At 61.7% G+C, this 14,163-nt stretch carries 10 protein-coding genes and 1 pseudogene; 5 read left to right on the top strand and 6 right to left on the bottom strand.

The annotated features are described in order from the left end of the window. Positions 1-78: 78 nt before the first annotated feature. Positions 79-645 (top strand): annotated as a pseudogene (locus H2170_05085) (hypothetical protein). Between the two features lie 130 nt (positions 646-775). Here H2170_05085 and H2170_05080 read toward each other — a convergent pair. Continuing rightward, positions 776-1,141, bottom strand: coding sequence for a hypothetical protein (locus tag H2170_05080; protein MCS6299459.1), 366 nt, complete (start codon positions 1,139-1,141; stop codon positions 776-778). A 520-nt stretch (positions 1,142-1,661) separates the two neighbouring features. Here H2170_05080 and H2170_05075 point away from each other — a divergent pair. Further along, the gene (locus tag H2170_05075) at positions 1,662-3,251 is read left to right on the top strand and encodes a transposase (protein ID MCS6299458.1); all 1,590 of its coding nucleotides are present in this window, start codon (positions 1,662-1,664) and stop codon (positions 3,249-3,251) included. A 183-nt stretch (positions 3,252-3,434) separates the two neighbouring features. Here H2170_05075 and H2170_05070 read toward each other — a convergent pair whose 3' ends face one another. The 5 genes from H2170_05070 to surE form a co-directional block, all read right to left on the bottom strand. After that, the gene (locus tag H2170_05070; GenBank protein MCS6299457.1) at positions 3,435-3,782 is read right to left on the bottom strand and encodes a TIGR03067 domain-containing protein; all 348 of its coding nucleotides are present in this window, start codon (positions 3,780-3,782) and stop codon (positions 3,435-3,437) included. Beyond that, positions 3,779-5,095: a DNA recombination protein RmuC gene (gene rmuC / locus H2170_05065; GenBank protein ID MCS6299456.1), complete on the bottom strand. Its 1,317-nt coding sequence runs from the start codon at positions 5,093-5,095 to the stop codon at positions 3,779-3,781. The genes H2170_05070 and rmuC overlap by 4 nt, the downstream gene beginning before the upstream one ends. Positions 5,096-5,264: 169 nt before the next feature. Beyond that, a complete protein-coding gene (locus H2170_05060) occupies positions 5,265-6,245 on the bottom strand; it encodes an ABC transporter ATP-binding protein (protein MCS6299455.1) in 981 nt (326 codons plus the stop codon). A 321-nt stretch (positions 6,246-6,566) separates the two neighbouring features. Continuing rightward, positions 6,567-7,244 (bottom strand): DUF2959 family protein, encoded by a 678-nt coding sequence (locus H2170_05055; protein ID MCS6299454.1) that lies wholly within the window; start codon positions 7,242-7,244, stop codon positions 6,567-6,569. Positions 7,245-7,296: 52 nt separating this feature from the next. Then, on the bottom strand, positions 7,297-8,085 hold the full coding sequence (gene surE, locus H2170_05050; GenBank protein ID MCS6299453.1) for a 5'/3'-nucleotidase SurE: 789 nt from the start codon (positions 8,083-8,085) through the stop codon (positions 7,297-7,299). 243 nt (positions 8,086-8,328) lie between these two features. Here surE and H2170_05045 point away from each other — a divergent pair, with 243 nt between their 5' ends. The 3 genes from H2170_05045 to scpA are packed head-to-tail and all read left to right on the top strand — an operon-like array spanning position 8,329 to position 14,089. Next, positions 8,329-9,858 (top strand): pyruvate carboxylase subunit B, encoded by a 1,530-nt coding sequence (locus tag H2170_05045; GenBank protein ID MCS6299452.1) that lies wholly within the window; start codon positions 8,329-8,331, stop codon positions 9,856-9,858. Between the two features lie 46 nt (positions 9,859-9,904). Continuing rightward, entirely contained in the window at positions 9,905-11,878 is a 1,974-nt protein-coding gene (locus H2170_05040) for an acyl-CoA mutase large subunit family protein (protein MCS6299451.1), read from the top strand. Between the two features lie 30 nt (positions 11,879-11,908). Beyond that, entirely contained in the window at positions 11,909-14,089 is a 2,181-nt protein-coding gene (scpA, locus tag H2170_05035; GenBank protein ID MCS6299450.1) for a methylmalonyl-CoA mutase, read from the top strand. The last annotated feature ends 74 nt before the right edge of the window (positions 14,090-14,163 follow it).

Raw genomic sequence — 14,163 nt, 5'->3', positions numbered from 1 at the left:
GCGGGGCCGGTCATCGGCTTTTACGACAGGTGATTTTGTAACCGCCAGAAATAGACGGTGTTCGCCCCGCCGCTCACAATGTGGACGCTGTTTGGCGCCCTGCTGGTTCTCGGCGAACGCCCGTCGTGGCTGGAATTGCTCGGGGTGGTCATCACGGTGGGCTCCTTTATCAGCCTCTCCGTGGTTGGGGCGAAGGAGGGGATTCATTTCCATAAAAACCGCTGGTTCGGCTGGCTGCTCGGCGGGACCCTGCTCGGCGCGTGCAGCGGCCTTTACGACAAGTTTCTCATGGGGCATGTCGGGTTTCGCGCCTCGACAGTGCAGTGCTGGTTCTCGATCTACCTGGCGGTGATTTTCCTGCCGCTGGCGGTGGGCTGGAAACTGCGCTGGTGGCCACGCCACGTTTTCCATTGGCGCTGGAGCATCTTGGGGATTTCGGCCGGGCTCTTGGTTGCGGATTTCCTGTACTTCGACGCGCTGCGCAATCCCGAGGCGCTCGTCTCACTGGTCTCCAGCCTGCGACGTGGCAGCACGTTGGTTGCGTTTGCCGGCAGCCTTTGGCTGTTTCACGAGGGCAACGGTCGCCAAAAGTTGCCCGCTGTACTCGGGATTGTCGCCGGAATCGTGCTGACCGTCTTGGGCTAAGGGATCAGGACGAAGTTAAAATACCTCTTAGGCACTGACCTTGAACCGGGATTCAGCACGGACGACACGGAGGTCGTCCCCCCGGGTTGGCGGGGGATGGAGGGCGGGGCCACCTCCGTGTGGACTGGGCTTATTCCGCCGTGCCGAGCTCTGGAGTCGTGACTGCCTGTGATTTTGCCGGGGCGCTTTCCCGCATGGAAGCACGCAGAATGCTATTGGCCAGTGCTTTGGCGAGTCGGTCGCGGCCCTCGGGGGTTTCGGCGTTGAGGAGGTTGAGGGCATCCTGCGCTGCACGCAGAAGTGTGATTTCACATTGGCGCCAACGTGCGATCTCTGAGGCGGATACGTTTTCAGTTAACTGCTGGGTCAGTTCACGATCAGCGCGCACCAAGGCGGTGATGTAGGTGTTGATTTTCCCGTTAAAGGATTCATCTGCCCGCTTGCGAACATAGGGTTCGAGATCGTCATCTAGGTAAAGGCCTCCGGAATAGCTCATAACGGTAAAAAAGTTAATTTATGTGCTTTGGCAACCTGCTCAATGAAATTTATTTTCCACCATAATGCACATAAGTTTACTTCCGTTTACTTCTGCATGTTTATGCATGTAATTATGCCTGTCTTTTATTGGATTTCCTTTTAGTCTGTTAGATGTGTAATTAATGAACCAACCGAACAGTCGGCATAGGTTATATAAAAAATCGGGAGTTCTGTAACTCGTAGTTTAAGAGAAACCACCTTTCGGATTTACCGATGAAAACCGCTAAATGTTTAATTGGGTTTATTTGTTGGTACAGGAATTTAGGTTTTGATGGTCGCAGTATGCATTCCTGCCACTCCGAGTAAGGTCAGGAGAAGTTCCCCCTGCACAACGGGCACAGAACGGTACGGACCTAAACGCCCTTGGGCCCTTGGATCCATTGAGAAATAGGCTAAGACGTGCGCTCAGTAAGTAGTTGAACCTAAATCCGGCAATAGAAACTAGCCAAAAATCACGCAGGTGATTGTTTGGCTGTCATATGCCGCCGTTTTTACCGCCGGAAAAAGCTCACCCCGAGGGTGAGTCAGAAAACCCTGATCACAAGGCAACGCCAAGCGATGCCGCCGAGGTGTTGATTGTGGATACACCCGGAGGACGTTTTCGTGCGCAGTTCGCCCCAGAGTTGCCGGTGAGCCCCTTGGGGGCACTGGTGTTTTTCACGCAGTACTTGTGTGCGACAGGAGGCTTCGAGGCACTGGTTGCGGACACGCCGCTTTGTTACAGCAGCAACCGCGCACACCGCCCTCGCGACGTGATTGGAACCCTGCTTTTGGGGATGCTCTCCGGGCACTATCGCTACGCGCACCTCGCGGCCCTGCGCGGCGACGACATTGCCCCGAGCCTGCTCGGACTTAAGTCGATTGTCAGCGAGGATTGTGTGCGCCGGGCGCTGGCTCGCATCGGTGCCGAGCAGGGGCAGGACTGGTTGCGGCGTCACCTCGACCAAACCTGTCATGGGTTTTTGGATAACCAGTGGATCCTCGACATCGATGTCACCATCAAGCCCATCTATGGACGTCAGGAAGGTGCCAGCATCGGCTATAACCCGCAAAAGCCCGGACGCCCCAGCCACGCCTACCACACCTACTGGATCGCCACCTTGCGCCTGTGTCTGGACGTGGAGGTGCACCCCGGCGATCAATCCGCCGCCGGACATGGTTTTGCGGGGCTGTGGGCGCTCATCGACCGACTGCCAGCCGAGCGCCGGCCCCATCTTTTGCGCGGTGACTGCGCCTATGGCCAGGAGGCGCTGCTCAGTGAAGCTGAAGCGCGTAAACTCAACTATTTGTTCAAACTGCGCCGCACCGCCAAGGCCCGCGAGCTGGTGGCCGCGCTTGAACGCACCACCACCACCGCTTGGACCGACGCCGGACAAGGCTGGCAGGGCTGCGAAAGCTGCCTGCGCCTGCAAGGCTGGAACCGGGCCCGACGTGTGGTGGTCTTGCGCCGTCGCCTCAACGACCAACGCCACCCCCGGGCCCGCCGCCGCCTCGTGCGCGAGCAAGCCGACCACGCTTTGCTGCTGAACATCCCCGACGCGGCCGCCTGCGAGCCGATCATCTACGAACATCAGATCCTCGTTACGAGCCTGCCCTACGAGATCCTTACCCTTGCCACCCTGTATCGGGAACGTGGGGGCGCGGAAAACCCCTTCGACGAGCTCAAGAACCAGTGGAGCTGGTCGGGGTTTACCTCCCAGGAGCTAAACTCCTGTCAGCACGCCGCGCGTTTGGCCGCACTGGTTTACAACTGGTGGACGCTCTATCACCGCCTGCTTCAACCCGGTCAGCACCACGAGGCGGTGAGTACACGTCCCCGTCTGCTCTGCGGAGCGACCCGGCAGAGCGAACACTCCGGTCAACGCCGCCTGGACGTGCGCTTGAGCCATGCCGAGGCACCTCGCCTGAGTGAACTCATCACAAAGCTGGCCAGATGGTTACATGGTATCCTTCATAATGCGGAGCAATGGAGTGTCGCCCAGCGCTGGGGGCAAATCGTAGCGAGGATTTTACAGGAAAACTTCCCTGTACTCGGCCCTGAACCGCCTATGGCCACCGCCCCAAGCTGATCGCGCTTCCGTTCAGCCTGCCGCAGCACTCTCCACCCTCATCTATCCGACGGGCAACGCCCGCCGGCCGCACTTTCTATTGCCGGATTTAGGTTGAAACCCTTTAGCAACAACGGAATGAGGAACTATTGGGTGTCCTTCGTCGGTTTGCTTTTCGACCTAATGTCCTTGTTTATAAAGTGGTTAAGTACCCGACAGGCGTCGATAGGTCACCAGGTAGCGTTGGCTGTTGGCGCTGGTTTTGAATTCGACGGGCACGTTGTTATCGAGTCCGTAACAGACCCGTAGGCGTTCGCCGGCAAGTTGGTAAATTGCGGGAATCTGTCTGCCGTCGTTCGCGCCGTGTTGGCAGGTCAGCGTCAGGGTGGATTCGGTGACGCTCCACACGCCGCGGTCGTGGACTTCGTCGGCAAAGCGCACCACGTAGCTTTGCTCGGTGATAATGAGTTCCATGCGATCAAGCGCCATGGCGGGGGCTTCTTGGCCGTCGAGTTCGGCGCGCACGGGGCGCCAGTTGCCGTGGAGGTTCATGTGAGTTCTTCGAGGGTGGGGGCGGGCAGGCTTTTTTTTGCCTTGGCTCCGAGTTTTTTGAGGTCTTCGACTTGGGCGAGCAGGTTGCCCTTGCCGGTTTTGAGTTTGTTCATGGCGGCGTCGTAACTTTCGCGCGTTTTACCAAGCTGCAATCCGATGGTTTCGAGGTCGTCAAACAGTCCGGCGAATTTGTCGTAGAGCGCGCCGCCACGATCGGCGATGGCTTGCACGTTTTTCGTCTGCCGATCTTGTTTCCACAAGGTGGCCACGGTTTTCAGGGTGACCAATAACGTGGGTGCGGTGCAGAGGATGACGCGGCGATCGAAGGCCCATTCGTAGAGCGCCAGATCGGTTTCGAGCGCGAGGGTGAAGGCGGGTTCGAGCGGGACAAACATGAGCACGTAATCGGGGGTAATCAGTTTGCCGGTGTCCTCGTAACGTTTGGCGCTGAGCTGGTCGACATGGGTGCGCACGGCGCGCGCGTGCTCGGTGGTGGCGGCGAGGCGGACTGAGTCGTCGGGGGCGTTAACCGCGCGCTCGTAAGCGATGAGGGAGACTTTCGAGTCGATTATCAGGTGGCGGGCATCGGGCAGGCGAAGGATCACATCGGGACGCAGGCGGCGGCCGTCGTCGGTGGTGAGGGATTCCTGGGTTAGGTAATCCTGGCCGTTAATCAGGCCTGCTGAGGTGAGCAGGCGCTCGAGGATGAGTTCGCCCCAAGCGCCGCGGGCCTGCGACTGGCCTTTTAAGGCGGTGGTGAGGGCATGGGCCTCGGCGGTGATGTGGGTGTTGAGTTGGCGCAGTTGTTCGATCTGGGCCTTGAGAGCGGCGCGGTCGTCGCTCTCGGTTTTGTAAACGGTGTCCACGCGCTGGCGAAAATCGGTGAGTTGTTGGCGCAGGGGATGAAGTAGGGATTCGACCTGGGTTTTATTGTGATCGGTGAAGCGGGCGGTTTTTTCTTCAAGGATTTTGGCGGCGACGGCTTGGAACTCGGTTTGCAGGGTGGCGCGGAGTTTTTCGGCGTCGGCAAGGTAACGGGCGGCGAGGGCGTCACGTTCGGCGAGGCGTTGTTCGCCGGCGGCGAGTTTTTCGACTGTGGCGGCGCGCTCGGCTGCGAGCGTGGAGTCAAGTTGGGAGCTAAGAGCTTGGAGCTTGGAGCGTTCGGTTTCGGTGGCGCTGAGGGCGGCTGAAAGCCGGGCGAGTTCGGTCTCGCGGGAGCGCAGGCGTTCGCCGAGTTGGGTTTTTAGGAAAAGCCAAGCGGCCGAGGCGCCGAGGATGGCGCCGAGGAAGGTAATCAGTAGGGACTCAGTCACGCGGCCGAGCGTGCGGGGCAGAGCGGAGTCGTCAAGGAACGGCCTGAGCCCGGTGCGGTGGGCTGGGGATGAGCGTTTACGGGGTGGGGGCGTTTAGACTCATTCGCGTGCAAGGTGCGGCGTGATTAAAACCTTGAGCTCACGCTCAAGGCCACATCCGGAGGCGAGTTTACTGGGCTTTGAACAGCTCGGCGATCACGTCTTCGAGCGGCACGTCTTCAATGGAGATGTCCGCCACGGGACCGGCTGTGAGGATTTCCTGGGCCACGGCGACGAGGTTTTCACTGGGCACGCGTACGGTGAACTTACCGGCGGTACTGTCATAGGAGGTTTCACCGTGACTGGACTGCCAGTTGGCTGGGAACGCCGGGCCGGGCTCGGGTAGAAAGGTGATGATTTTTTTGCGCGTTCCGGAGGTCGATTCGAGCTGCTTAAGCGCACCGTCGTAGATCTTCGCTCCTTTGTGGATAACGATCACGCGTTCGCAGAGCTCTTTGATGTCCGCCATGTAGTGGCTGGTGAGCAGGATCGTCACCTTGTACTTGCGGTTGTAGTCGCGCAGGAACGAGCGCACGGCTTTTTGGGAAATCACATCTAGCCCAATCGTGGGTTCGTCGAGAAACAGGACTCGAGGGCGGTGGAGTAGGGCGGCGATGAGCTCCATTTTCATGCGTTCGCCCAGAGAAAGCTCGCGCACCATGACGTTGAGCTTGGCCCGTACGTCGAGCAGATCGACCAGCTCATCGAGGGTGGTCTGGTATTGCTGGGCCGGGATGCCGTAGATGTGCCGCAGGAGCAGAAACGATTCCTGCGCGGGCAGATCCCACCAGAGTTGGTTTTTCTGGCCCAGAACCAACGCAAAGAGCCGGCGGTAGGCGTTCTCGCGTTTGGTGGGGTCGAAGCCGGCGACGCGTGCCGTGCCACTGGTCGGATAAATCAGGCCGGAGAGCATTTTTAACGTCGTGGTTTTACCCGCGCCGTTGGGGCCGATAAAGCCCACGAACTCGCCTTCCTCGATGTCGAAACTGATGTCGCGGGCGGCAGCCGTCTCTTCGTACTGGCGCTTGAGCAGGCCTTTAACGCCACCCCAGAATCCGGGCTGTTTTTTGTAGGTGCGGAAAACGCGGGTGAGATTACGGACTGCGATCATGGTTGCGAAGGGCCGCTCAAAGAAACGCAAAGTCGGCCGGACGCAAAGGGGATTGTGTGAGACGGTCAGTCTATTGGGCTCATTCTCGGTTCAGGGCCGCGAACGGGTTGAGCGGAAGCACCCCAGGTCCAACGGGCCATTGGGGCCCGCCCTCCTTGAGCTCACGCTCAAGGCCACAAGGAGTGTGTTCGCGAAGAGTGTGGCCTTGAGCGTGAGCTCAAGGATTCGGCTGATCTGCGTTCGACTAGTCAGAGGCCAAACTCCATGGCCCTGAGCGTGCGCTCAGGGACTGGACGCGGGATGCGAACAGGGTGGGCCCGCCTACTTGGCCGCAGCGGGCGCCGGGCGGGGTAGCGCGTTGGCGATTTTGTCGACTTCGGTGGCGAGGCTATCGAGCGAGGTGGCGAGTTCCGCCGACTGAGCCGTAGCCTTTTCGGTCTGTTTGCGCAGTGATGAGATGCCTGCCGCCGTGAGGTCGAGGGAGAGCGCCTTGCGTAGGTCGGTGAGCATGGTGGTGACCTCGGTTAAACGCGTGCGTGCGGCTGCCAAGGGGGTGCTCAGGGCGTTAAAAGACGATTGCACCGAGGTGCGGCGCTGATCGGCGATTTCACGCACTTCGGCGACCTGGATGGATTGGGTTTCCTGTTCCCAGTAGGAGAAAAAGGTAGCGCCGGTCTCGCGCACGTTATTTGCGTTGATGAGCGAATTGGCCGAATGCTTCTGCAAGACATTCAGCTCCTTAGAATAATTGTTGTATTCGCCAAGTGCGTTGGGGGCGGCTTGGATGCGGTTCAGGGCCTCGGTGGTGCGGTTGAGCGAGGCTCGGGTGGCGCGTAAATCGTCACGGAGCTGGGTCATGGATGCCGCTTTATTAATCTCGGCCTGGTTGCTCTTGGCTGGCGTGCTACGACAGCCACTAAAGGGTAACGAGCCTAACAACGAGAAGACCAGTAGTCCGGCTGCAAGCGGAGCGGTGATTGGGGTAATAGGGGTTTTCATCTCCAGTAACGAAATCCCTCGGGCACTTGCGTCAACCGGCGCCACCTTCATTTCACCTGGGGTCTTCCCCTAGTGCCGAGTAGTCGAGCACCGTATGGCTAATCAAACCGCTCTCGATCGCGGCGCGGTCGGTGAGGGGCCCGGCCGGCGAGATATCTTCGCCTAGTTTGAAAATAAAGCGGTGGGTGCCGTCGTCGTCGGCCGGGCCAAACAAGCCCGGCACGATCACCCGGGCGGGCACGGTGCGGCGTAGCGGAGTCGTCGCAGTGCACGGGGTGGGGAAGTTGACGTTGTGGACGATAAAGCGGCGTGCGGGCGTGGCGGCCACCAGTTCGGGAACGAGTCGGGCGGCGTGGCGGGCCGAGGCGTCGAGGGTGTGTTGTAACTCGGCGCTGACGTGGTGGCCCGACGCGCGCAGGGCCTCAAACTGGGCGGACGTGAGGTCTTGGGAAAAGGCGATTGCAGGCAACCCGTGCACCGCCCCTTCCCAGGCTCCGGCAATCGTGCCGCTGGCCAGAATAAAGCCGAGGGAGGCGTTGCGGCCGATGTTGATGCCCGCGACCACCGCGTCGATTTTCACTTCGCTGGGTAGCAGGTGCGCCAGCGCGATGCTGACGCAATCGCTGGGCGTGCCGTCGATCGTCCAGGCGTGGCAGCCGAGGTCGCGCGACGACAAGGCGGAAGCAACGGGGCGCAGGCGGGACTTGGCGCAACCGATCCAGCTTTGCTCTGTTTTGGGCGCGGCGACGTAGAGTGTGTGGCCTTCGGCGCGCAGCGCGTGGGTGAGGGCGTGGAGGAAGGGGCTGTCGATGCCGTCGTCGTTGGTGACCAACAGATTCATAGGGCATTAGGGCTGGCCGAGCGCCGCACCGAGGCAAACCTCATTTCAGCGTAAATCCTGCGCTTTTTGTGCGTTTTTACACATTTTCCAAGGCCTTCGCGCCAAGTGATGCGCAGCGCTCAACAAAATGCACGGAGAGGGCGGGGCGGAAACCGACTAGGTTCTTCGCGGCTGGATTTTGGTGGGCTCACACCCCGCTAAATACCCAGTCACCGCTACACGAACTTCAGGTCAATTTCTCTCATGAAACCTATCGTATTTAACAACACCGTGCTGCGCGACGGACACCAGTCCCTCGCCGCCACGCGCATGACCACTGCTCAGATGTTGCCCGTCGCGCCCACGCTCGACGGCCTAGGCTTCGGCGCTCTGGAAACCTGGGGTGGGGCCACGATTGATTCGTGCCTGCGTTATCTTAACGAGAACCCCTTCGACCGCCTCGACGCGCTTAAGGCTGCCGCGCCGCGCACCCCGCATAGCATGCTGCTGCGCGGTCAAAACATCGTGCAATACACCAGCTTCCCAGACGACGTGGTCGAGGCTTTCGTGCGCTGCTCGGCCAAGCACGGCATGGACATTTTCCGGGTTTTTGACGCCCTCAACGATTCTCGTAACCTGCTCACCGCCGTGCGCACCGTGAAGGCCGCCGGCAAACACGCGCAGGGCGCCATCTGTTACACCACCAGCCCGGTACACACCCCCGACAACCTGACGGCGCTGGCCGACGAACTCGTTGCGATGGAATGCGACTCCATCTGCATCAAAGACATGGCTGGTCTGCTGAGCCCGCGTATCGCCTACGATTTGGTTAAAGCCATCAAGTCCCGCCACAACATCCCGGTGGTCGTCCACAGTCACGAGACTGCCGGTTTGGCGCTCGCCTCCTATATGGCGGCGATCGATGCCGGCGCGGACTCGGTGGACACCTCGATCACGCCTTTTGCCAACGGTACCGGTCAGCCCGACACCGTGCGTATGCAGGCCGCTTTGGCCGGCCACCCCCGCGCCTGCTTGTACAGCCCCCGGGTGCTCTTCGAGCTGCGCCAATACTTCGAGGGCGTCGCCGGCGAACTGTCCAAGTTCATGAGCCCCGCCAACGACCGCGTCGACAGCGATGCGCTCTGTTACCAGGTGCCCGGCGGCATGTTGAGCAACTTCCGCACCCAGCTCGTCGAGATGAAGATGACTGATCGTTTTAACGAGGTGATGGCCGAGATTCCGGTCGTGCGTGAGGCGCTCGGTTGGATTCCGCTGGTCACGCCCACCTCGCAGATCGTGGGCACGCAAGCCATGCTCAACGTTAAGTTCGGCCGTTGGAAGAACCTCGCCCAGGCCTCCATCGACATCGCCTTGGGCAAATACGGCCGTCCTCCGGGCGTCGTCAGCCCCGAAGTGCTGGCCCTCGCCCGCAAACAATCCGGCCAGGACACGGTAACCTGCCGTCCTGCCGATCTGCTCGCCCCGCGCATGCCCAAGCTTCGCGAGGAACTCACCGCCAAGGGCCTCGCCCCCACCGACGAAAACGCGGTGTTGTTCGCGATGTTCCCGCGTGAGACCGAGGCGTTCTATAAGCCCAAGCCCGCTGCCGCCGCCACTGCGCCGGTGGCGGTCACCTCGGCAGCTCCGGCCGCCGCCAAACCGGCCGCTGCCGTGAGCGCGCCCGCCGCCGCCGGGTCTAAGCCGCCCTTCGCTGTCCCAGCCGGCAAAACCGCGCGTTACTCCCTCACCGTGAATGAGCGCCGTTACGACGCCACGGTTGAAATCTTGAACTGAGTCCTTGTTCCGCATCGCCATGAGTACCACCGCCACCGCTAGCCCAATCACCACCAAGCCCACCTCGTTATTCGCCGATTTCGCGGCCGCCACTCCCGCCGATTGGCGCAAGGCCGCCGAGGAGTCTCTCGACGGGGCGCCGTTTGAGAAAAAACTGATCACGCGCACCTACGAAGGCATCGACCTGCGCCCGATCTACACTCGCGAAGACACCGCCACGCTGCCCGAGAGCTGGCCGGGTTTGCCGCCCTACACCCGCGGTAGCGACCCGCTTGGTCAACGCGCCCAGGGCTGGTCCATTTGCCAGGAAGCGGATGGCACGGATGCGACTGCGTTTAACGCCGCGCTTCTCAGCGATCTTAAATGTGGGCAAAACGCCGTCAGCCTGCCGCTGCAACCCGCCGTGCGCCTCGGTCTCGATCCGGTCAAAGCGGGCCTGCCTACCGAGCGCGGTCTGGCGCTGACGAGTGTCAACGACGTCGATCGTGCTCTGCGCGGGGTGGACTTGTCTGCCGTGCCGGTGTTTGCGCACGCGGGTGTCGCCGCAGGTGCGGTGACCGCGTTGCTCACAGCTTGGCTAAAAATTCAGGGGCGGCCCGCGACCGATCTGCACGGCGCCATTTTAGCTGATCCCCTCGGCGAACTGGTCAACGCTGGCACCTTGCCTGTCTCGCTAGAAAAAGCCTACGACGAGATGGCTCAGCTCGAACTCAAGGTCCGCACCGACGGGCTCGCGTTGCGCACCGTTGGCGTCAATGCCGCACTCTGGGCTGAGGCCGGTGCCAATGCGGTGCAGGAGCTCGCCTTCGGTTTGGCCAGTGGCGTTGAATACTTGCGTGCGCTGAATGCACGCGGGCTCACCGCCGACCAGGCCGCGCCGCGCTTCTTGTTCACCTACGCGCTCGGTTCCAACCTGTTCATGGAAATTGCCAAGCTGCGCGCCGCTCGCCTGCTGTGGGCACGCGCTGTCGAGGCTGCCGGTGGTGCCGCCGCCGCCCAGCGCCTCGTCTGCCATGGTCGCACCACGCGCTGGAACAAAACCGTGCTCGACCAGCACGCCAATCTCCTGCGCACCACCACCGAGGCCTTCGCTGGCATCGTGGGCGGTTGCGCTGGCTTGCAGGTCGGTACCTTCGACGAAGTCATTCGCCCCGGCGACGACTTCTCGCGCCGTCTGGCTCGCAACATCCAGATCATCCTCGACGAAGAGTGCCACCTCGGTCGCGTGGTCGATCCGGCCGGCGGCTCCTACTATGTGGAAACGCTCACCAACGAGCTCGCCGCCAAGGCCTGGGCGCTGTTCCAGGATATCGAGGGCAAAGGCGGCCTGGCCGCCGCGCTCACCGCCGGTTATCCGCAGTCGCTCGTCGAGAAGACCGCCACTGAGAAGATGAACGCCGTCGAGACGCGGCGCGATGCCATCATCGGCACCAACTTGCACCCGAACCTGCGCGAGAAGTTGCCCGCCGCCGAGGCCTGCGCCTCGGGCACCTGCGGGTGCTGCAAAAAAGCCCCGGCCGTCGCCGTAGAGGGTTCGATCACGGTTAAGCGCCTTGTCCCGCGCCGCCGCGCCGAGGCCTTCGAGGCACTGCGCCGCCGCACCGAGGCCGCCCTCACCGCAACCGGTGTGCGCCCGCAGGTGTTTTTGGCCACCTTTGGCCCGCGCAAACAGCACGCGCCCCGCGCCGAGTTCTCGGCCGGCTTCTTCGCCGCAGGCGGCTTTGAGGCCGTCTCGGGCAAGAGCTCCGAAACCCCCGAAGCCGCAGCGCAGGCCGCACTCGACTCGGGTGCCCGTGTGGTCGTGCTGTGCTCGACCGACGACACCTACCCGGCACTGGTTCCGGCCACCGTTCAGTTATTAAAAACCTCTGTGAATCCGCCGCTGGTTGTGCTCGCAGGCATGCCCGCCACGCCCGAGTTACAGAAAAAATTCACCGAAGCCGGTGTCGATGAATTCATCCACGTGCGAGCCAACTGCGCGAAAGTCCTCGCCGGTTTCATCGACAAACTCGGCCTCTGAGCGATCGACCGACCGACCCATACACACGCCATGAACTTCCCTGATTACACAAAACTTGCTTTCGATCCCGCCGCGCCCGCTGTTCGCACTGCCGCCGAATGGGCGAGCGCTGCCAGCACGGCGGCCGGCGCCAAGGCGCTCGCCGACTGGAAAACCATCGAGCAGATCCCGCTCAAGCCGGTTTACGGCCCCGGCGATTTGCGCGCCGTTGACCACCTCGGTTTCACCGCCGGCATCGCCCCGTACCTGCGTGGTCCCTACGCGACCATGTATGTGCTCAAACCCTGGACGATCCGCCAGTACGCGGGCTTCTCCACCGCCACCGAGTCCAACGCCTTCTACAAGCGCAATCTCGCCGCCGGCCAGATGGGCTTGTCGGTCGCCTTCGACTTGGCCACCCACCGTGGCTACGACAGCGATCACCCGCGCGTCGTTGGTGACGTCGGCAAGGCCGGTGTCGCCGTCGACTCGGTGGTCGACATGCAGGCGCTCTTCGCCGGCATCCCGCTCGATCGTATCAGCGTGTCCATGACGATGAACGGCGCGGTTCTTCCCGTGCTGGCCTTCTACATCGTCGCCGCGCTCGAACAGGGCGTGAAACTGGAGCAGCTCGCGGGCACGATCCAGAACGACATCTTGAAGGAATACATGGTGCGCAACACCTACATCTATCCGCCGCTGCCCTCGATGCGGATCATCGCCGACATCTTCGAGTTCACCTCGAAGAAGATGCCCAAGTTCAACTCCATTTCGATCTCGGGTTATCACATGCAGGAGGCCGGCGCCACCGCCGACCTGGAGTTGGCCTACACCCTGGCCGACGGTCTCGAATACCTGCGTACCGGCATCAAGGCCGGCATCGACATCGACGCCTTTGCGCCGCGCCTTTCGTTCTTCTGGGCGCAGGGTAAAAACCTGTTCATGGAGGTCGCCAAGATGCGCGCCGGTCGTCTGCTCTGGGCCAAGATGGTCAAGCAGTTCAACCCCAAGAACGCCAAGTCCATGGCGCTGCGCACGCATTCGCAGACCTCGGGTTGGTCGCTCACCGAGCAGGATCCGTTCAACAACATCGCCCGCACCTGCGTCGAGGCCATGGCAGCCACCTTGGGCCACACCCAGAGTTTGCACACCAACTCGCTCGACGAAGCCATTGCGTTGCCCACTGATTTCTCGGCACGCATCGCCCGTAACACCCAGCTGTTTCTGCAGGCCGAGTCGGGCATCTGCAACGTGGTCGATCCGTGGGGCGGCAGCTACTACGTCGAAAAGCTCACCGCCGATCTCGTCGAAAAGGCTTGGGCGCACATCGAGGAAGTTGAAAAACTCGGCGGCATGGCCAAGGCCATCGAGACGGGCTTGCCCAAGCTGCGCATCGAGGAAGCCGCCGCCCGCCGTCAGGCGATGATCGACTCCGGCCAGGAGACGATTGTGGGCGTCAACAAACACCGCCTCGAACAGGAAGCTCCGATGGAGATTCTGGAGGTGGACAACTCCGTTGTGCGCATCGCTCAGATCAAGCAGCTGGAGGAGCTCAAGGCCAAGCGCGACAGCGCCGCCGTGGCTCGCTGCCTGGCCGCGCTCACCGCCGCCGCCAAGTCCGGCGAAGGCAACCTGCTCGCCCTGAGCATCGAGGCCGCTCAGGCCCGCGCCACGTTGGGCGAAATCTCCGACGCGCTGGAGGCGGTTTATGGCCGTTATCAGGCGCAGATCCGCACCTGCTCGGGCGTGTACAACCGCGCTTATTCCGAGGGCCAGTCCGAGGTCACGAAGGTGCGCGAGTTGGCCGATGACTTCGCCGCTCGCGAAGGCCGTCGCCCACGTATCCTCGTCGCCAAGCTGGGCCAGGACGGCCACGACCGGGGTGCCAAGGTGGTGGCCACCGCCATGGCCGACATGGGTTTCGACGTGGATATCGGGCCGCTGTTCCAGACACCTGCCGAGGCCGCACGGGATGCGGTTGAAAACGACGTGCATGTCGTCGCCATGAGTTCGCTTGCCGGTGGTCACAAGACCCTGCTGCCCCAGTTGATCGCCGAGCTGAAGGCGCTGGGTCGCGACGACATTATGGTGGTGACCGGTGGCGTGATTCCGGCGCAGGACTACGCGTTCCTTTACGCCAACGGTGCGGCTGCCGTGTTCGGCCCGGGTACGCCCGTACCGCGTTCGGCCACCATCGTACTGGAAAAGCTGACCGCGCAGTTGGAGGTCTAAGCGGACGGAAATCATCCATGCCGATATTTGCCTGAAGTAGCGAAAAAGTAGCGCAGGCTTCCAGCCTGCTGTTC

This window comes from Opitutus sp., assembly GCA_024998815.1.
Lineage (GTDB): Bacteria > Verrucomicrobiota > Verrucomicrobiia > Opitutales > Opitutaceae > Rariglobus.
This window is presented reverse-complemented; position numbering and strand designations above follow the sequence as displayed.

What these genes read in the sequence shown, in the direction of transcription:
- H2170_05045 (MCS6299452.1), top strand. Translation starts at nt 8,329, where the DNA reads ATGAAACCTATCGTATTTAACAACACCGTGCTGCGCGACGGACACCAG.
- H2170_05080 (MCS6299459.1), bottom strand. Translation starts at nt 1,141, where the DNA reads ATGAGCTATTCCGGAGGCCTTTACCTAGATGACGATCTCGAACCCTAT.
- H2170_05055 (MCS6299454.1), bottom strand. Translation starts at nt 7,244, where the DNA reads ATGAAAACCCCTATTACCCCAATCACCGCTCCGCTTGCAGCCGGACTA.
- surE (MCS6299453.1), bottom strand. Translation starts at nt 8,085, where the DNA reads ATGAATCTGTTGGTCACCAACGACGACGGCATCGACAGCCCCTTCCTC.
- H2170_05060 (MCS6299455.1), bottom strand. Translation starts at nt 6,245, where the DNA reads ATGATCGCAGTCCGTAATCTCACCCGCGTTTTCCGCACCTACAAAAAA.
- H2170_05075 (MCS6299458.1), top strand. Translation starts at nt 1,662, where the DNA reads ATGCCGCCGTTTTTACCGCCGGAAAAAGCTCACCCCGAGGGTGAGTCA.
- H2170_05070 (MCS6299457.1), bottom strand. Translation starts at nt 3,782, where the DNA reads ATGAACCTCCACGGCAACTGGCGCCCCGTGCGCGCCGAACTCGACGGC.
- scpA (MCS6299450.1), top strand. Translation starts at nt 11,909, where the DNA reads ATGAACTTCCCTGATTACACAAAACTTGCTTTCGATCCCGCCGCGCCC.